The sequence below is a fragment of the Dysosmobacter segnis genome (assembly GCF_014297285.1).
Taxonomy (GTDB): domain Bacteria; phylum Bacillota; class Clostridia; order Oscillospirales; family Oscillospiraceae; genus Oscillibacter; species Oscillibacter segnis.
This window is the reverse complement of record NZ_JACOQI010000008.1, coordinates 143,212-161,262: the sequence shown is the minus strand read 5'-3', so window position 1 is coordinate 161,262 and position 18,051 is coordinate 143,212. Positions and strand designations below refer to the sequence as shown.

At 51.3% G+C, this 18,051-nt stretch carries 24 protein-coding genes; 7 read left to right on the top strand and 17 right to left on the bottom strand.

Annotated features, from left to right (window positions below):
* Positions 1-129: 129 nt before the first annotated feature.
* Positions 130-1,047, bottom strand: coding sequence for a DUF4314 domain-containing protein (locus H8Z83_RS10175; protein WP_187014919.1), 918 nt, complete (start codon positions 1,045-1,047; stop codon positions 130-132).
* Positions 1,048-1,326: 279 nt separating this feature from the next.
* On the opposite strand from H8Z83_RS10175, the gene H8Z83_RS10170 reads away from it, so the two are divergent.
* Positions 1,327-2,046 (top strand): DUF6577 family protein, encoded by a 720-nt coding sequence (locus H8Z83_RS10170; protein ID WP_187014918.1) that lies wholly within the window; start codon positions 1,327-1,329, stop codon positions 2,044-2,046.
* Between the two features lie 4 nt (positions 2,047-2,050).
* A complete protein-coding gene (locus H8Z83_RS10165) occupies positions 2,051-3,091 on the top strand; it encodes a nucleotidyl transferase AbiEii/AbiGii toxin family protein (protein WP_187014917.1) in 1,041 nt (346 codons plus the stop codon).
* A 121-nt stretch (positions 3,092-3,212) separates the two neighbouring features.
* Here H8Z83_RS10165 and H8Z83_RS10160 read toward each other — a convergent pair whose 3' ends face one another.
* The 9 genes from H8Z83_RS10160 to H8Z83_RS10120 all read right to left on the bottom strand — a co-directional run bounded on the left by H8Z83_RS10160 (position 3,213) and on the right by H8Z83_RS10120 (position 9,279).
* Positions 3,213-3,734, bottom strand: a complete 522-nt coding sequence (locus tag H8Z83_RS10160) for a hypothetical protein (protein ID WP_187014916.1) — start codon at positions 3,732-3,734, stop codon at positions 3,213-3,215.
* Between the two features lie 10 nt (positions 3,735-3,744).
* Positions 3,745-4,197, bottom strand: a complete 453-nt coding sequence (locus H8Z83_RS10155) for a hypothetical protein (protein ID WP_187014915.1) — start codon at positions 4,195-4,197, stop codon at positions 3,745-3,747.
* A gap of 19 nt (positions 4,198-4,216) precedes the next feature.
* Positions 4,217-4,507 (bottom strand): AbrB/MazE/SpoVT family DNA-binding domain-containing protein, encoded by a 291-nt coding sequence (locus H8Z83_RS10150; protein WP_187014914.1) that lies wholly within the window; start codon positions 4,505-4,507, stop codon positions 4,217-4,219.
* A gap of 9 nt (positions 4,508-4,516) precedes the next feature.
* Positions 4,517-4,741: a hypothetical protein gene (locus H8Z83_RS10145; protein ID WP_187014913.1), complete on the bottom strand. Its 225-nt coding sequence runs from the start codon at positions 4,739-4,741 to the stop codon at positions 4,517-4,519.
* Between the two features lie 4 nt (positions 4,742-4,745).
* Entirely contained in the window at positions 4,746-5,681 is a 936-nt protein-coding gene (locus H8Z83_RS10140) for a DNA adenine methylase (RefSeq protein WP_187014912.1), read from the bottom strand.
* A gap of 631 nt (positions 5,682-6,312) precedes the next feature.
* Positions 6,313-7,578, bottom strand: coding sequence for a type II toxin-antitoxin system HipA family toxin (locus H8Z83_RS10135; protein WP_187014911.1), 1,266 nt, complete (start codon positions 7,576-7,578; stop codon positions 6,313-6,315).
* A gap of 2 nt (positions 7,579-7,580) precedes the next feature.
* Positions 7,581-7,904, bottom strand: coding sequence for a helix-turn-helix domain-containing protein (locus H8Z83_RS10130; RefSeq protein WP_118746389.1), 324 nt, complete (start codon positions 7,902-7,904; stop codon positions 7,581-7,583).
* A 272-nt stretch (positions 7,905-8,176) separates the two neighbouring features.
* Positions 8,177-9,121: an IS3 family transposase gene (locus H8Z83_RS10125; protein WP_187014910.1), complete on the bottom strand. Its 945-nt coding sequence runs from the start codon at positions 9,119-9,121 to the stop codon at positions 8,177-8,179.
* Between the two features lie 2 nt (positions 9,122-9,123).
* The gene (locus H8Z83_RS10120; protein WP_187014909.1) at positions 9,124-9,279 is read right to left on the bottom strand and encodes a hypothetical protein; all 156 of its coding nucleotides are present in this window, start codon (positions 9,277-9,279) and stop codon (positions 9,124-9,126) included.
* Positions 9,280-9,489: 210 nt separating this feature from the next.
* Between H8Z83_RS10120 and tnpA the strand changes: the two genes are divergently transcribed.
* Positions 9,490-9,966 (top strand): IS200/IS605 family transposase, encoded by a 477-nt coding sequence (gene tnpA, locus H8Z83_RS10115; RefSeq protein ID WP_187014908.1) that lies wholly within the window; start codon positions 9,490-9,492, stop codon positions 9,964-9,966.
* 97 nt (positions 9,967-10,063) lie between these two features.
* Here the strand turns inward: tnpA and H8Z83_RS10110 are convergent, their stop codons facing one another.
* The 3 genes from H8Z83_RS10110 to H8Z83_RS10100 form a co-directional block, all read right to left on the bottom strand.
* Positions 10,064-10,306: an HTH domain-containing protein gene (locus H8Z83_RS10110; RefSeq protein ID WP_187014907.1), complete on the bottom strand. Its 243-nt coding sequence runs from the start codon at positions 10,304-10,306 to the stop codon at positions 10,064-10,066.
* Positions 10,307-10,596: 290 nt separating this feature from the next.
* Positions 10,597-11,529 (bottom strand): nucleotidyl transferase AbiEii/AbiGii toxin family protein, encoded by a 933-nt coding sequence (locus tag H8Z83_RS10105; protein WP_187014906.1) that lies wholly within the window; start codon positions 11,527-11,529, stop codon positions 10,597-10,599.
* A complete protein-coding gene (locus tag H8Z83_RS10100; protein ID WP_187014905.1) occupies positions 11,507-12,211 on the bottom strand; it encodes a DUF6088 family protein in 705 nt (234 codons plus the stop codon). The genes H8Z83_RS10105 and H8Z83_RS10100 overlap by 23 nt, the downstream gene beginning before the upstream one ends.
* Positions 12,212-12,480: 269 nt before the next feature.
* On the opposite strand from H8Z83_RS10100, the gene H8Z83_RS10095 reads away from it, so the two are divergent.
* Positions 12,481-12,645 carry a hypothetical protein gene (locus tag H8Z83_RS10095; RefSeq protein WP_187014904.1) on the top strand — a complete coding sequence of 55 codons (165 nt, stop codon included), beginning with the start codon at positions 12,481-12,483 and terminating at the stop codon, positions 12,643-12,645.
* Positions 12,646-12,885: 240 nt separating this feature from the next.
* On the opposite strand, the gene H8Z83_RS10090 is transcribed toward H8Z83_RS10095, so the two are convergent.
* Together H8Z83_RS10090 and H8Z83_RS10085 are read right to left on the bottom strand one after the other, a co-directional pair.
* Complete coding sequence (locus tag H8Z83_RS10090; RefSeq protein ID WP_187014903.1) at positions 12,886-13,263, bottom strand: type II toxin-antitoxin system death-on-curing family toxin; 378 nt, start codon at positions 13,261-13,263, stop codon at positions 12,886-12,888.
* Complete coding sequence (locus H8Z83_RS10085) at positions 13,178-13,501, bottom strand: type II toxin-antitoxin system Phd/YefM family antitoxin (RefSeq protein WP_187014902.1); 324 nt, start codon at positions 13,499-13,501, stop codon at positions 13,178-13,180. Before H8Z83_RS10085 ends, H8Z83_RS10090 begins: the two co-directional genes overlap by 86 nt.
* Positions 13,502-13,744: 243 nt before the next feature.
* On the opposite strand from H8Z83_RS10085, the gene H8Z83_RS20185 reads away from it, so the two are divergent.
* From H8Z83_RS20185 to H8Z83_RS10075, 3 genes are all read left to right on the top strand, one after another.
* Positions 13,745-13,855 carry a hypothetical protein gene (locus tag H8Z83_RS20185; RefSeq protein WP_366464085.1) on the top strand — a complete coding sequence of 37 codons (111 nt, stop codon included), beginning with the start codon at positions 13,745-13,747 and terminating at the stop codon, positions 13,853-13,855.
* 21 nt (positions 13,856-13,876) lie between these two features.
* On the top strand, positions 13,877-14,065 hold the full coding sequence (locus H8Z83_RS10080; protein WP_187014901.1) for a hypothetical protein: 189 nt from the start codon (positions 13,877-13,879) through the stop codon (positions 14,063-14,065).
* 227 nt (positions 14,066-14,292) lie between these two features.
* On the top strand, positions 14,293-15,054 hold the full coding sequence (locus tag H8Z83_RS10075) for a hypothetical protein (RefSeq protein WP_187014900.1): 762 nt from the start codon (positions 14,293-14,295) through the stop codon (positions 15,052-15,054).
* A gap of 261 nt (positions 15,055-15,315) precedes the next feature.
* On the opposite strand, the gene H8Z83_RS10070 is transcribed toward H8Z83_RS10075, so the two are convergent.
* Positions 15,316-16,515: a trans-sulfuration enzyme family protein gene (locus tag H8Z83_RS10070; protein ID WP_207732037.1), complete on the bottom strand. Its 1,200-nt coding sequence runs from the start codon at positions 16,513-16,515 to the stop codon at positions 15,316-15,318.
* 67 nt (positions 16,516-16,582) lie between these two features.
* Complete coding sequence (gene brnQ / locus H8Z83_RS10065) at positions 16,583-17,872, bottom strand: branched-chain amino acid transport system II carrier protein (RefSeq protein WP_187014899.1); 1,290 nt, start codon at positions 17,870-17,872, stop codon at positions 16,583-16,585.
* Between the last annotated feature and the right edge of the window lie 179 nt (positions 17,873-18,051).

The following is an 18,051-nucleotide window of genomic DNA, read 5'->3' as shown; positions in this document are numbered from 1 at the left end:
GAATACAAGACGGTGGTGCATTGAGCAATATTATCCCAGCAGCAGAATTTAGAAAGGTGTGATATAAGTGAATGATATGAAAACTCCTCGGATAACAAAACTCACGGGATTACACGGCTTATCCCAGTTCTAAGATAAGCCAGCCATACTGCCGACCTCCATGGCCTGCCGCTGTGCCGAAGTTACTCCCAGCTTCTCGTTGAGTTCATCGGCCATGTCCTCGTTTCTGGCTTTGTCTGCGGTGTTCCAGTCGGACGGGTAGTAGCCGCTCTCGCCTCGTTTGATGCAGATGAGGTCACCGGTGCTTTTCAAAGTAGAGAAGCACATATCGGGAAGACCCTCGGCGAGTTTTGGGGAGAAGCACTCTTCTTCAGTCTGAATACTCCAGTCACCGAAATTCCAGAGATGGACATACAGTTCTCCGTCATCCACCTGAATCTCCCGCTGTTCAAAGCCTTCACCCCAACCGTCCGAGGCCTGGCCAGAGATGTAGTCCTTTAGGGTATCCAGTTCTTCGGGTGTAAGTTCACCGACCACTTTGCACTCGGCAACGCCCCAGAGTTGGCCTTCTCGCTCCTCTGCGGTAAATACGACGGATTTAACCTTGCGGTCGACACTGTCCTCTCGACCATACCAGCGCATGATGCCTCGCTCGGCTTCCTCCGACATACGGTTTTTGATGAGAGCGATCAGGATGGAGTCCTCATATTCCATGAGCGCTCGGCCAGTCAGCATTTCAGGCTCCTCGCTGGTGTCGCTCCAGTCATCCTTAGTGTAGAGGTCAGCGTGCAAAGGCATGTACAGCTTCATCATCGTCGGCTCGGGCAGGATGAGACTGAAGCTGTCCTCGCCAGGAATCAGAGATAGGGTTCGTCCATTATCCCATTTCATTAAGAACTGACCAGCATCATCAATGCGCTGAAGCGTTCCCATCGTGCCAGGTTCTACGGGTGCGTAAGGGTCTTCCATACTGTTGAGTCTGATGCGGCTACCGACAGGATACTGCTCCCACAGAAACGCCAGCCACTCTCTCGTGATTTGTTTCATTTCCATTCCTCGTTTCTTTGTTGTTTCATTGGGCGGTTGGTAAGTGAACACTATACCCGCCCTTGCCACATAAAGCCAGGACAACCTTTTGGCTCAGTATCAACCTCTATCATTTGGCATATACTAAACATAAGCGAATACTGCAAAACGGCAAATTTCTTATTTTTTGCCGATTTGCAGTTGACAACTTAGGCGCTGATGAGTATGATATAACTGCAATACGGCAAATTCGGATTCTTTTTGCCGATTTGCAGTTCTCGCTGAAAGGAGTGCTACATCATGGCAGAGTTTTTAACTGCGCTTTCAAACGCAGGCAATTTTACGCGGGACGATTTTGCCCTTGTCTACAGGGCAAAGAATAAGGACGCCACAGAGTCTTCCTGTCGCTTTGTTCTGCAAAAGCTCTTGGACAGCGGTTCCATTGCCCGAGTTGGAAGGAACAATTATTGCGTGAATGATAAGACCTCGAGAAAGTACACCCACGAGTATTCTGACCTTGCAACTTCGGTCGCCGGTAAGATCCGAGAGACCTATCCGGAACTGGACTTCCGCATTTTTGAACTTGTCCAGCTCAACGAGTTTGTGAATCACCAGATTGCACATAATGCCGTGTTCATCTTTGTAGAAGGCGACCTCGGAGAGTATGTCTTTGACACTCTGAAAGAAGAGTATGCCGGACACATCCTGCTCAATCCCAATGCGGATATGTACCACCAGTATTGGGCGGACGATATGCTCGTTATCAAGAAACTGATCACGGAGGCACCAAAAGGCACCGACGAGTTCTGGCATACTGACTTGGAAAAGATGCTCGTAGACATTGTTTCGGATAAACTGCTTCGCTCCTGTGTGAACCAGGGCGAATACAAGACAATTTTCACGCAGGCTTTCAAAGATTTCTATATTGATGAAAGCCAACTCTTCCGCTATGCGCGGAGAAGGAACGCTAAGGCCAAGGTGCTTGAGCAGATAGACAAATCACTGTTAAGAACGGAGTAAGGCCATGTTGAAGAAAGAGAATTTTACCGAAGAGCACATTCGCGATCTGCAAAGTGCCAGCCATCGGGACCCTTTGCTTCTGGAGCGTTCCGTGTACGCCTTTGGCCTGTTGGAGGCCATCACGAGAGTCGGCATGCCGTTCATCTTTAAGGGCGGCACCTGTCTGATGCTGCTGTTGGAGCGTCCCATGCGTTTGTCCACCGACATCGACATCATCGTTGCGCCGGGTACCGACCTGAATACTTTTATCGAGGAGGCCGGCAAGATATTCCCCTTTGTGAGTGTTGAGGAACAGGTCAGAAAGGGCAAAAACAACATAGAGAAGCGGCACTTCAAGTTCGTCTACGAGTCGCCGGTCATGGAGCGTAGCATCTATATCCTTTTGGATGTGCTGTTCGAGGATGCGAAGTACAAGCGGCTCATCGCCAAACCCATCAAAAACGAGCTGATTCTCACTGATGGAGAGGATCTGACGGTGCAGATCCCCAGCGTGGAATCTATCCTGGGTGACAAGCTGACAGCGTTTGCACCGCACACCACCGGCATTCTCTTGAACAGCAACAAGGATATGGAGATCATCAAGCAGCTTTACGATGTGATGACTCTGATCGAAGTGGCAGAGGATTTTACCGAGGTGCGGGAAACCTACTACAGCCTCGTGCAGGACGAGATCGCATATCGTGGTCTTGACATCGGCCCCGGGGATGCGCTCAGAGATACATACAACGCTGCGGTGAGTATTGCCTCCCGCGGCAAGGTCAGCAAAGAGGATTATGTCTCTTATCTGCAAGGCCTCCGTGATGTGCGCAGCCATATCTACGTAGAGAACTTCTCCGCAGAAGAGGCGTCCAAGCGGGTTCCGGTCGTTATGTACCTGGTCGCCTGTCTGCTCAAAAATGTTCCTTTTGAAAAGGACATTGACTCCGCCGCTTACTTGGGAGCAGGCTTCATCTCAGATGAACTGAAAGCCTTGAAGAGTCTGCGGAAGGTCGCTCCGGCCGGCTATGCCTGCGCCGTGAAAGCGGACAGGCTGTTAAACGAATAAAGCGCAGTTAAAAGCCAAGGCCAACCACGGCCTTGGCTTTTCGTCTGCAATGGTGCAATTAAGGTCAGGAATTTATGCCGAAATGGTGCAATTAACTCTACCGCACATCATCATAGGTCGATCACAGGCGTAGATCCGTGTCGAGGGCGAAGTCACCATTATCTGGCCAGTCCATATTGTTTTCATGCTCGGTGAAAAATGAGCCATACTGAACGGTATCGTTGTCCAAGTCCTCCTTGACATCTCGAAAACCGAGTTCAGCCTCACCGGTCGGGAAATATATCCACCTGCCTTCAAAAGTGAATATGTAGGTGAACTCAATGCCGATTTCGCCTGGATCATTAAGCTCGTCCAAAGTCTTATGCACGGCTTCGCAGTCGGACCAGCCCTCATCACGGTTATAAGCAATCGTCACATTGGGCTGTGGGGTGCTGTGATTGTGAGGCAGATCTGGGTTGGGCTCAAGCTTCGACCGTAGGAAGTAGAGGTCGCCCAGTTGTATAAGGGATTCTACCTTTTCTTGCTTGTCGTAGTGTTCAGCCAGTATTGCACCGTTATCGTCGGGATAGCCATTGTAGTGGCAGAATATCATGAGATACTCGTCCTCTTCGATCTGCAAGGCTATGTAGCTTCTTGTTCCCATAGGTTCTCCTTTACATTGATAGTTCCTGGCCCTGGGTAGGCTCTTGAGCCTGGGTTATATCCTTCAAGTACTTGGGGTCCAGCACGACCTCCGATTCATCACGGCCATTAAACAGTGCAAAGATATGTTCTTTATCGATCTGCGCTTTATACACTGTGCCGTCCTCATCAAAGCGACGGGCAAACCAGTCGGCAGTCTCATAGTCCAATGTCCACGACAAAGCCAGAAGGTTGTCGCTGTTGATGGTAGTCACGCCGCGGTATACTGTGACCGTATCATCCAGTTCTGCAAGCTGGGCTTGTTCCGCTTCGTCCATCAGAGCTGCGGGGTCGGAATGTCTGAACATCTCTGTGAGCTGTGTGTGGCTTACTTCTGCATCTCTGTTATCCTGCCACAGTTCTTCCTCGTTCAGCCGCTCTGCTTCAGATAGCGAATGCGGGTAAAGATACGGAAACTGATTCATGCTTTTGTCCTCACTTTTCTTAGGTTTTGGACTGGGCGATCCCGAGACTCAAATAGATGAGGGCCTCCTTCTGAACATTGGCAGGCAGAGAGGAAAGGAAACTGCGCAGTGCCTCAGAAGAGGTGGGCGCATCTGCCTGATGCTCGCTGGTGCAGCAATCGTCGCAGATCTTCTCTCTGCGGATGATGACCTCATCACTCTCGGCTCGAAAGCTGAGGAGATCATTGGGGCGGAAGCCCAGAAATACACGAAGTGCATAAGGAATCGTAGTGTTGCCGCGCTTGCCGAGAATGCGATAAATCTTAGCCATAAATGGTCCTCACTCCAAAATAGTTTTGGCAAGGCAGATTCCGTGTTCCTGGCAGAACAGCGGACAGCCATTGCAGGGGGGGGCATTGAACTCACCGTCGAGTTCGTCCTCGTCGAGGACTCGGATCACGATTTCATCCTCGTCGGGGTCGTAAAAGGCTTCAATGATCGAGTCCCCATCCAAGCCGAGAAGCTCGGCGACGGCGGAATCGATCTTCAGGGTAAACTCAAACATGGTTTTAGTCCTCCGTATAGTTTGTTTTGAAGTCGAACAGGGTCATCTGACTCTTCTGTTCGTCCAGATACAGGTGGTTGGCTGCGGCTTGCTTTTCCAGGTCGCAGTTTGCGATCAGCAGTTCTTCATACAGCGCACCAGCCTCCTTGCTCTGCTTCATAGAGTGAAGTCGAGTTTGGACAAAGGTGTCAAACCCATGCTTTTCAGCAAGTCCACGGATGTATGGGTCGTTGTTATAGGTGATGAGGAACTTCACTTCCCCATGGTGCTGTTGATTGACCTCGCTCATAAAGCTGAAGAGGATGTCATGCTGCTCTATGTCGAAGTTGGCTTTCGAGTACATGTCCTCGGTCACTTTGTAGGGCGGGTCAAGCAGAATGAAGCTCCCTGGGCAAGCTGCGTAGGTAATTACATCCTTGTAGTCACGATGCAGAATGATTGCATCTCGAATGCGGTTGTAGGCGCTCATCAAACGAGGCAGTCTTTGCGACATATCCCTCCTGGCGATTCCGAAGGTTTGGCCGGTGGAGGAAAAGCTGTAGACCTGATTCTCGAGGAAGGCAGCCGCATTCTGGATGTCTTCCCAGCTGGCGTCATAGAAGATTTGGGATGTCTCAATGACATCGTCAAGGATGTTGGGGACGCCCTTGAGCCTATCCTTGTTTTGCTTGAACGCAAGTTCACCGTTAATGGAGAGGTACAACCGGCCTAACAGATAAGCCAGCTTCTCGTTATTCTGGATCACACGGAACAGGTTCACGAGATCGCCATTGTAGTCGTTGAGGATTTCTTTCTCTGCTCTTGGCTTACGGAAGAATACCTCGGCGCTGCCCATGCAAGGATCAATGTAGACTGTGTGCTTCGGCATCACTGACAAAATGGTATTGACGATGCAACTTTTATTTCCTGTGTAGGGCAGGGGACTGGTTGATGCCGACAAAGTTAAGACCTCCTTCGAGGTCGTAGGTGTATGGACAGGCCAGACGCAAAAAGAAAGGTCGTTTTCTATGTATGGCTCAATCCATACACACAAAACGACCTTCATCATATTTCTGCTATTCAGTTGTGGGGTCCATCTCTGGCCCAATACCAAACTAGGTATCTGTTCATAGGCTCCTCCTTTTCTTGATTTATCTAAAGTGGACAGTATCATTTTGTATGCGTGTCCACTTTATTAACAAAAAATTCATAATTTAGGGCGAAAAAATGGGCCGACTTCTCGAATGTTCTTCGAAAAATCGGCCCAAAATGGCGGGGGCTTCGGTTCAAATCCTGTCTAACCCCTCAATATTCACTTCGGTATCTTTTTATCCCAACCTCAAATTTGGGTACGAAAAAACCTTAGAACCGTTGCGGTTCTAAGGTTTCCTCGGTGCGTATCTATTTTGGTCGCACATCATGTGATGCGTGACCAATTTAGATACATGCTGAAAATAGGAAAAATCGAGAGCTAAAGCGGCTTTGCGCTGTTTCAGCCATATTTTTTGCTTACAATTTCCCGTGGTAGAGAAAAGTCGAGGGATTTTTAAGAGTGACCAAAATAGATACAGCCTTATATTCCCCCTCTTCTTCTATTCTTCAAGAGCCAGCGAGAAGGCCGGTCTCATATATTCCTGTGCGCTCCGGCTCAATCCACATTCTGTTGCAAGGCGGTTCCAGTTTTCTCGGACGGTTTTCAGGACATCCGCCGCCATAGCAGCTGCGTCCTTGGTGCTGATCTCACAATACGGTGCGATCTCCAGCGCAAGGTCGAGGGAGATCGTCGCATCGTCCTCGTTTACGCAGAGGGACAGCTCGTCACCCTCCGGGACGGGGTTTACATCGTACAAGGGTGAGAGATGCCAGCCATCCGCCTTGAGGATAAAGCCATGATTCCTCATGTGGTCATCCGTATTGGAAACAGCCATATTGAACACGATCCGCTTCCATAGCTCTGTCAAATCTCTCTTGGGAGCAGCGCCGTTGGCCTTGATAAAGGACACCAGTTCAAGATAACTGGAGCCGTCCGCTGCCGATGCTCCATCCGTTTTTCCAAGCATTGTCATGGCGGACGCGAAATGGATCCGTGCAGCACCATTCCGGTCAAACCTGCGTACAAGGAAGGTGCTTCCGTACTTAGAGAAGTCGATCAACATGGACTCAGGAACATCCAAGCCACAAAGTCTTGCAAGGTCATGGGTGACCTTTTCCCATGCGCCCACATTGATATCGTCGTGCTTGGACGGGAACTTGGCGATCCATAGATTCCCCTTTGTATCCAGAACGGTGGCCTTCGGACGAGCGCCGCCCAGCGAGGAACCGGGCTTAATGAGCTGATTGATCCATTTCTGCTCAAGACCGGACTCGTCGTTTTCGAATTGGCGGGAGGCTTCCTCCAGCGTTCGCAGACTGGTCCAGGGAGGAGTCGGGGTTTCCGAATCATCCGAAAGGAACGGCCCGTCTTTGTCCAGCTTGAAGCGGATCGCTCCCATCCGAGTCTCGTCGTAGACGCCCATCAGGAAGTCACTGTCTAATAGCTTTCGAGGCTTCCGGCCTTCCTGTTCCGCCAGTATTCTTTCTCTGCGCGTCATCAGCAGACGACCCCAACGGTCGGGGGAAGAGTCAGCGAAAAGACCGAACACATTTTTTGCACCGGTGGGATACTGTCGCCCGGCATACAGTTGAAGATCCGGGTCGAGATACATATAGTTTGCGCTGCTTTTTAACCAGTCAGCATCATACTCGAAGGAATAGCTTTCACGGCCGCGGACATTCTCCACGAAGAGCGTTCCCAGGAAGTTTGGCGTTGTAAATTTGAAGCTCTCATAGACATAAATTATTTTTTGGTTTGACGCCACGGTCAATCACCTCCGTTTCGTGGTGCTCTCTTGCGAGTGGTAAGTTCAAGGTCTTGGAGTTTACGCCCCAGCTCGTCATCCTTTGCAACGAGCAGGAGGTCTTTATCCATATTGTTCAGTGCGTGCAGGACTGCGGCATAGATCCCAATCGCGACAGAGGGGTTTCCCTTTTCAACATTCCACACTGTGGCTCGGCTCACACCGGCTCTTTCCGCGACCAATTCGGCAGACAGATGCCGCCGTAATCTGGCAAGTTTGATCTGTTCTCCCAGCTGTTCTAAAATCGCCTGCGTCTGCGGCAGCACAGCAACACTCTTTCGTCCCATTCTGCACATCACCTCTACATCATCTTTGTGCTTGTTATTATAGACGATACATCTATAATTGTCAATAAATAAAGACATTAAAAGAGGTGCTGCCTGCGATTATCCCATACTTCATTGTGTGCTGTCCATCTTACCGATATACATCTGGACTTACACCCACGCCACGACCTCGGCCAAGCGTGAAGCAGCAAAAACAATGGGCAATATCCTATCCCGTGCGGTATAGCCCTTTCCGCTATCCGCTTAAAGTGCTCCCCAAGTCAAGGACATTTTCATTTGACCCATAGCGGCAGCATACCGGCGGGGTACTCACCTGTGGTGATGTAGTTGTAATATTCGTTAGGGGATAGCTTCGCCAGATCCCACTGGCAGCGGTCGTTGTTGTAGTAATCCATCCAGCGGTCAATGGAGGCTTTGGCGGCCTCAAAAGACGTCCACCCCGGGATCTCACTGGCCAGTTCGTCCTTCATGTGCCCGAAGAAGCTCTCTTGGGGCGCGTTGTCCCAGCAGTTCCCTCTGCGGGACATGGACCGCCGCAGCGCGCTGTTCTCCACCAGTTGGATGAACTTCAGACTGGTGTAGTGGGTACCCTGGTCGCTGTGGATCACGGTCTCCTTGCTCAGCGAGATCCCATGGTGCTTTACCAGTAGCTGGACCGTTTCCAAAACAAAATCCACTTCCAGCGATTCGCTCATCGCATAGGCCAGGACCTGCTTTGTGCAGGCGTCCAGGATCGTGGAGAGGTAGCAGAATCTGCCGCGGAGCGGGATGTATGTGATGTCCGTCAGGAGGATGGCTCTCGGCCCATGAGACTCGAATTCCCGGTTGACCAAATTCTCCGCGGCGCTGCCCATTCGGATGGATCGCTGCAATCTGCGGTAGGGATTCGGCTTTCGGATGGGGCAGGTGAGCTTGTATTTCCGCATCAGACGGCGGATCTTCTTCACGTTCATTCGGATACCCATGTGCAAAAGCCGCATATGAATGCCGCGAACGCCCTTTGCGTAGCCCCGGAACCGGTATGCCTCCAGGATCTGTTCGAATGCCGCCCGGTCCTTCGCCTCCCGCAGCTCTCTGTTTTTTTCAGAACGCACCCAGTTGTAGTAGCCGGAGCGGGAGACACCTGCCAATTCGCACAGGTCTTTCACGGTGAGGATGTTGTTCCGATCCGCCAACGCGGCGCAAATGGCCTCAAATCTCTCTCCGGCGCTGTCCATGGCTATTCTCCCGGCTTGCCGTGCAGCCGCATGACTTTTTTTAAGAACGCCATCTGCTGCTGGAGACACAAAATCTCCCGTTTCATGCGTCTGGCGGCCTCGTCAGACGGGGCGGACACCTCCTCTGTCTGGTTGTTCCCGCCGCCTGGTATACGCACACCGCCCCGGGCGCCCTCATGAAAGCCATCCGGCGATCTGGCCTCCCGCCGGATGCGCTTTGTAGTATTGTCTTGACAAAGGCAACCCCCGGCTATGCCGGGGGAGAAAAAGAGCTTATAGCGAGGGGCGGAGTAGACAAGAAAAAGTCTCCAAGTTAGAGTGAATGAAAGGTTTGCCGACCAAATTCACAAAAACAAGGAGACTGATTCATGAAAAATCCAGATATCAGTAGTTTAGAACATACCAGTTGGCGGTGTCAATACCATGTAGTATTTGCGCCTAAGTATAGAAGGATGGAAATCTATCGGGAAATTCGAGCGGACATAGGTGTAATCATAAGAAAATTATGCCAACAAAAGGGAGTAGAGATTATAGAAGCAAATGCGTGTCCGGATCATATCCATATGCTAATCAGTATCCCTCCAAAGTATAGCGTATCGCAGATCATGGGGTATCTAAAGGGAAAAAGCAGCCTGATGATATTCGACCGACACGCAAATCTCAAGTACAAGTATGGAAACAGACATTTCTGGGCCAGAGGGTATTTCGTAGATACAGTAGGGCGAAACAAAAAAGCAATTAAAGCTTACATCCAAAATCAACTGCAAGAGGACCAAATAGCCGACCAGATAAGCATCAAGGAATTCGTAGACCCGTTTACGGGTAGCAAGAATACCAAGGCATAACAAAAACCCCTTAAGGGGTAGCCCGAGAAAGCAATGCGATCGGCAAATCTTTTCGGGCCCCTTAAGGGGCTTTGTCCGCATAAAGCCCTTATAGGGCTTACTCAAGCCTCCGGCTTAGCCGGAGGTTTTGACTGTGGATCCGCTCGAAACCCAGAACTTCCGTGTTATAGCCCAGCTTGCGGAAGGCGGCTGTGCCGGTGTAGCCCTGGAGACTGAGCGCCCAGAACGCCTCCTTGAAAGCGAGGGTGTAGGATATGCTGTTTGCCGTCACCCGCAGCGTGTAGGGGTTTGCCTGCAGATGCTTCAGTTCCTCTGGTGTAAATTTCTTCTTCGTGCCCATACAGCACCTCCGTTCGGTAGTTCTATCATAACACAGGTGCGGCGCTTCTGACCCTATGGGTCAAATGCGTGTCCGCCGAACGGGGCCATGGGTCAAAATCTCGTGTCCATTTTCTTGGGTACAGTTTAGCTCCCGTTTGGGTCAGCGTTTGGGTCAGAAAAAACGGCAAGCAAGTTAGTGGACGTAAAAGTGCGGAAAAAGCCATGAAATCTACTGATTTCAGGACTTTTCTGGTTGCAGAGACAGGACTCGAACCTGCGACCGCTGGTTGTTGGTAAGGATGGATGATGTTATTCCCCGATTTCCGTTAGTCTCCCGTTGATTTGCTTAAAAGTGTTTACCGCAACATCAAAGTCCTGTTTTTCGTCTGTATAGAGCAGCGTGGTGTGCAGAGTCTCGTAGGTTATTCGGATATCAGCGTCAAAATATTTCTGCCACCCATCAAAGTCATAAGCGCCGGTGGGATCATATTCGGCAGAAATATTGCGTTTTCCGATATAGTAAGAATCCGTATCCTTCGTCAACCGCACCAACCGTTTAAGTTCGTCTGTTTCGGCCAGGAATGCCTGGATCTCCGGCATCTGGTACAGACGGGTCACATCATAGATATGGCGCACCTTACGGTTCAATGTGCCGCAGATGGCGTGGCGCTTTACGGACATGATTTTGTCGATGAAGGTTCGCTCAATATTCAGCGTGTTGATTTCCACAGTTTCCAGTTCAAACCGTTCGATATCATCGGTAAACCCACGGCTTTCCAGAAACTCCTGAATGCAGGTTTTCACCGGCATTTTCTGATACGGGTCTGGACGGACAGTACTTCCAATTTCAAGCTTCACACGGTTTTCAGGATTACCGAACCAAACATACATACTCTTGCTGCGGTTGGAGCGTTCCTCCACGATCTTCTCCGTTTGTGCGCCAGCCGCCATGATCGTTTCGATTTTCTTGATCGCTTTGTCGCAGGCTTTATCCGACAGTTCCATTCCCAGGAAGGTAAGGTCGATGTCCTCGGAAAAACGGTCAATGGAACCTGGGTAGCACTTGCTGAGAGAGGTGCCGCCCTTAAAAACGCACTGGTCTGCATAAGGACTGTCGGCCAGCGATTTCAGCATCATGACGATATAATAGTCGCGCTCGACGGCAGACTCGGAAATGTGTTTTTCATTGGCAACAACGGTGATCAATTCACGAAATTCTTCAGGATGCGTATGCAGTTTCATAAATCTCCTCCATAGTGGGATGCTTATATTCGGATAGGGTGGAGAGGTATTTATTCAGGTTGTTCTCCACACCATAATGATTCAAAATATTCCGCAGGAAAGAAATCGTTTTTTTCTGGTACCGCATTTTCTGGAGAACTTGTTCAAAAACTTTGCCATCGTATTCTTGCGCAAACTTTTCGCAGAACGTAATGAATTGATGATAGTTCAAGTCCTGAATTTCACCGAAATTTTGCAGCACTTCAAGCATATGGATCATACCCTTCACTTCCGGTGTATACACCAAATTGCAGAACTGCAGAAGAACATTACTGATGTTCTTGGTGCGTTGCTCGATCTCGGAAGAGAAAACCTCAACAGTTTTAGCAACCTGCGTGGTGAGTTTCAAACTGTTATACAAGGAATATCCGACAACAGTACCTTTGTCCGGTTCTGTGAAGGCCGCAACGATCTCCTTTTGGGACGGCGGAACAATACCATATTTACTTGTTTTAGGCCGATAATACGTTCCCTTTGCTATTCTGCAAAGTGAACCTGCTTTGCACATCCGACCAAGCGTCTGATAATACGCCTCCTCGCTGACCGCTTCGCTAAGTTGCTCGGTATATAGCTTACTGGCAAAGATCAATTCACTTTCCGGGAACTGCTCCATTGTCTGCGTGATGATTTGCGCACCGGTCACTCGCTCCACCTCCTGTCCCGATGATGTTTATATCTTATGCCGCAGCACGCGCAATGTCAAGTAAATTTCATTTTTACTTGACAATATTGTTTGCGGTTTTTCCGAGACTTATTCATAAAAATTTCAAGATGCCCGGAATGAGTTGCCTCGCTCCGGGCATTGCTGCTTTATTTCTCTGCGGTTGTTTCAGGCAGTGCCATCGCCTGAGCTTGCCGCTCCCGATCCTCAGCAGCGGATGGTGTGCTGAACGAAGCTATCAAAGATAATATATGACCTACGGCGACGCAGAGTTTTCCACCAAGCAGTTGGAAAAGGACTTTGGGGACGCCGCCTACGCGACGATCCGCAGCTTTGTCTTGAAATTTGAGAAGCTGGGACTGATCAAGTCGACGCAGTATGGAAATCGCATGAAGTATGCCGTTCGCGTGAATTAAAAAAGGGGGGGTGTCGGCTTTCTGCCGACACCCCCCTTCCGTTAAGCAGGCTGGTTCTCTATCTCTGTCCTTTTCACTTTGACAACTTCCCCCTTGTAGCCGCCCTCTGCCTTCTGGTTGATAAGACCGATGAACTTGTAGTAGATGTCCACTTGCTGGGTCTTTACACACGTTCGGCGGATTTTCCGTTGTTTCCGTCCGGCCCTGCCCACTCCAATTCCGTTCTGGGTCAAAACTGGGTCAGACACGGTGCGCCCGCACCCACGCCAACAGCGCCTCGTAGTCCATTGCGCCGGAGGCGACAGCCAGACCGACCTCGACAACCTCGTCGTTGGCGCAGTCCAACCGAATACCGTTGACCTCCAGAAAGGTCAGCATCACATACATACTGATGCGCTTGTTGCCATCCACGAAGGCGTGGTTAGAGATGAGCGCATAGCCCAGCCGAGCGCCCTTTTCCTCCCTAGTAGGGTAGAATTCCTGCCCGCCAAAGCCGGAAAAGACGTTCTCCAGCGCGGACTCCAGCAGAGTCTCATACCTGACGCCGATGCTCCCGCCAGTCTCCTCCGCGATGAGCCTGTGAAGCAGCAAGACCTTCTCTTTTGAGAATTTGATCATTTTGCAACTCCATAAACGCGGGCTTATATTTCTTTAAAATTCTTGCCGCCACAAAGTCGATCTTCTCGTCATCCGTCATGTCGATCAAGGGCGAATTGTCCAAATCAACCAACATATATTTGGGGCGGTTATTTTTGAAAATCACAGCCTGTCCATTCGTTTCAGCGATGCGCGTCACGCGGGAAAAATTCTGATTGGCCTCTGTCACGGAAACGATTGTGTTCGTATCAATGGTCATGGGAACACCTCCTTGCAGCACCTATTATACGCAAATTGTAGGTAAAAATCAACCTATTTTAAGGCGGGCTTTCAATCTGAACCGCATGGCGCGAGTGGCTGGTGCAGCGTAAAAGGAGCCGCGCGCATCCAAGGAAGTCTTGAATGCGCGCGTTATGTCCAAACCGCAAAGCCTCTGCTGCGGTATTTGCGAAATTTTCATCCTCTCTTACGATAGAGACCGCGTTTTCCATACACAGAGACCATGGAGGCACTGGAAAGCATAGATGAGTCTGAGCTAACGGCCTCAGAGCTTTCCTACTACATTGGCGTCATGAGCCGTATTCAGCAGATGGTGCTTGCCGCAGTCGGTTAACGATGAGAGGAGATGCAGAAAATGCAGATCAATCTGGGCCATGTCACTGCCAGTTTTACGCTGGATGTTTACGGCCATACAGAAAATGTGTTAGCAGTCCGCGGATCGGATTACAGGATTTTGTTTGACGGAGAAGGAGGGGGAGCGAACCATTCCTTTTTCGCCGCAGAGCAGCGGGGTCTACGCAATGAAGCGTGGTTCAAGCTGTAAAGTTCCATGCCATGTCAACCCTTATATTTAAATGGATAGACATGCGATAGGCAGCGAAATTATTGCATATTTGGTTAAGCCCGAAAAATCAAATAAAATATGTGGACAATCGTTTATAAACAGTATATACTGATTATAATAAACAGCTTTCGACACCAAAATAAATTGCCCCTCCGGGGCAAATTTTTTACAAAAACGCATTCCACCACACCATCGGAGGTGCTCTCATGTCCGTTTCAACTCCATTCCTCCACACCATCCAGCCAGTCTCCGAGGACCGCCCGGCAGAAGCGGTGGCAAGAGAGATTCTTGCGCTGATCCGCTCCGAATACCGCTACACGATCGCGGATCTGTGCCGTATGTTCTGCTGCGAGCGGCAGTGGATCGAAGATTTTTTCGTCCCAAACATCCGCCACATTCACGTCAATCATTTCTTCATGTCCTATATCATCCAACAGTTTGCGGACCGTCTCACTCCGGAGGAACAGTCCCATTTGATCCACGGGCACTACTTCCTCTCCGACGTGGATCTTGGCCGTTTCTGGCGGGAAAATGCGTCTGCCGCCGTCAAATGCCGGACCGTAGATCTGGCCGACTATCTGACTGACGGCCGCTCCCGCAAATCTCTCTCCGTAGAAAAAGCGCGCCACGAGGCTGCAAAGCGAGCAAAGGGGGAAGGGCAGCGTCACGATGCAGAAATGCGCCGTCTGCTTACCAGTGAAGGATATATGCTTTACACGTATCGGACGCAGTTCACGAGGTTCCTTTGGCAGCCGGTCCCGCTGCCGGAACTGTCTCCCCGGACTATCCGCAGTCTGGTTTCCACCACGCAGTATCAGCGACGGAACGGCCTCCCGTCAAACGGCGTTGCCAGAAAACGGCTGATGGAGCGCGGCTCCGTTCAGATCAAACTGGGGGGCAAGACCCTATGGGTCGAGACCCCCGCGCCGGACGGTGTCTGGACAGTTCCCACCGGGACATTGCCGTAATAAAGGTTTTTCCATGCATGCGCGCTCCCAAAAGGTCATTGTATCGCACATCCGCTGATTTCAGTCTGTGTAAAGTAGTTTACCATGTCACTTATTATTGGAAATTACAGCATATTTTGCGGCGTTTACCGCTGCTGATTTCCATGTATCGGCACCATGAATTTCATGCTGTCGCCAAATATCCGATCTGTCGACGTGTAAAAGAGGGACCGCTCTGAAACGGTCCCTCTTTTGAAAAATCGCAGTGTTGCTTTCGCTGGATCACATCTTTGCCAATGCCTGATCGAAGTCGTTCAGCAGATCGTCGGTATCCTCCAGACCGGAAGAAAGCCGGATCTGGCCCATAGTAATACCGATGGCCGCCAGCTCGTCGGGGCTGAGATCCCGGTGAGACGCTCTGGGCGGATAGGTCAGCGTGGTGCCGACGCCGGCCAGAGTGGGTACGAAGCGTACCAGCTGCAAATTGCTGATGAGTTTGTCGATCTCTTTCTGACCGCCCTTGAAGTTCACGCAGAGCATACCGCCGTAGCCGTTGCCCTCGAACTGCTTATCGGCCAGCGCCTTGCTGGGGGAGGATTCCAGACCGGGGTAGTAAACCTTTTCCACCTTGGGATGGCTCTCAAAGAACTTGGCCAGCGCCAGACCGTTTTCAGCCATCTTCTTTACCCGCAGAGGCAGCGTCCGCAGGCTCCGGGCCAGCAGCCAGGATTCCGTGGCGCCCAGATTCGCGCCGTAGAGACCCAGGTAGAAGCTCAGAGACTTGATGATCTCCTCGGAGCCGACCACCGCGCCGCCTACCAGGTCATCGTGACCGCCCAGATACTTGGTGGCGCTGTAAATCACCAGATCCGCGCCGTACTTGATGGGCTTGGCAATGATCGAAGTGGCAAAGGTGTTGTCGATAAACAGCTTGGCGCCGTTGGCGTGAGCCACGTCCGCCAGATGCTGGATGTCCGGTACGCTCATCAGGGGGTTGGCAATGGTCTCGCCGTATACCAGCTTGGTGTTGGGACGGATATAGTCCGCCACATCCTGCGTGTTGAAGTCGATGAAGGTGGTCTCCACGCCCCAGCGCTTCAGCTCATACTTCAGGTAGTAGAACGCCTCGCCGTAAATGATGGGGGAGGCCACGATGTGATCGCCGGGCTTCACCGTTGCCAGAATGGAGGTCGTAATGGCCGCCATGCCGGAGGAGAATACCAGACCCTTTTCGGCCCCGTCACCGGCGGCCAGGATCTGAGAGGTGGCGTCGGCGTTTGGATTGCCCAGACGGAAGTAAGCATAGCCGGGAGCGCCCTCGTCGCAGATCTTGTCGATGGGATCAATGGAATCGAAGATATAGGCAGAGGACAGGTAGATGGGGAAGGTCTCCGGCACAGTCAGAGCCTTGTTCAGCTCATAGCACAGCTCGCCGTTGCCGGTATGGACATATTTGGTCGCGTCGCCTTTTTCAATGGACATAGAAATTCCTCCTTACGCGCTTTGCGCGTTCCATTCCAATACGGTATAAAGCTCAGTAACAGTTTGCTCAGGTCTCCGTGCGGCCCTTGCCCTTCCAGGCAATGAGACCCACGATGAAGCCCACGATGGCGGGAACGATCCAGCCGAAGCCCAGACCATAGAGGGGGATGTGATTCAGAACGGGGTCCAGGAAGCCGAAGCCATACTCGTGGGGCAGATCCAGAACGGCGTAGATCACCGTGAAGTACACAGCGCCCTTGAACGCGCCGTCATTGGGGATCTTCTTCTCGAAGATGCCCAGAATGGTCATCACCAGCGTGATGGGATAGAAGAAGGAGAACCAGGGGGAGGTCAGGCTCACGATGGTATCCAGACCGAAGCTGGCGACGATGGTGGTGACGATGGGGACGATCATGACCAGAACCTTATAGGACAGCTTGCCGTGGGTGGCGGTCTCATAGAAATCTGCCACTGCGGTGATCTGGCTGATGGCGGTGGTGAGGCAGGCCAGCACCACGGACAGGCACAGGCCGTAAATCGCGATCTGGCCGCCGCTGGAGCGGATGATCGACAGCAGGAGGTTGGCGTTGCTGATGCTGTCGGGCGTGTACTCGGTGCTGACGCAGGCGCCCATATACAGCAGGCCGCCATAGACAATAGCCAGGCAGACGGCGGCGATCAGGCAGGCCCGGACATGGGCCTTGCGGAAGGCTTCACCCTCGTAGCCCTTGCGCTTGATGCTGTCAAAGAACACGCCGGCAGCCAGGAAGGACACCAGAACGTCGCCGGTGCTGTAACCACCCAGGAAGCTGTTGACAAAGGCGTTATCCACGGAGGCGGCGCCGGGGGTACCGATGGGGCTGACAGCGCCCTTGACTACCAGAATGAACAGGATGATGGTCATAATGGGGGTCAGGATCTTGCCGACCTTATCCAGTGCGGTGCCGCGGTCCTTGGCGAACAGGAACGCAATCACGAAGTAGAGAATGACGAAAATCAGGTAGGGCGCGCCGGGCCAGATGCCCTGAAGGCCCATCTCAATGCCGACGGCTGCAGTTCTGGGGATGGACACGCAGCAGCAGAGGATCATGATGGCGCCGATCATGACGGTGTAGAACTTCTTGTTCACATGGTCGGAGATTTTCTGGACAGAGCCGCACATACCCAGCACGATGATGGCCAGAATGGGCAGACCCACACCGGAGGCCAGCATACCGATCATGCCGCTGAGCCAGTTGCTGCCGCTTTGCAGGCCCAGCATCGGCGGGAAGATCAGGTTGCCCGCGCCGAAGTAGGAGGCGAAGAACGCCAGACCGACGAACAATACGTCGGTAAATTTGATTTTTTTCTCTTGCATAAAGTAAGTTCCTCCCTATTTCTCTATTTTGCACACTGAAAAACTGAGAACCGCTTGCTGTTTTCTATGATAGCCGCAAAGGTCGGATTTGTCCAATAAACCAATGTTATAAACCGCAATTACTTTTGTGTATATCGCCTCATAATCGTGCATTTTTTTAAAAAATGCTGTTTTGTGCC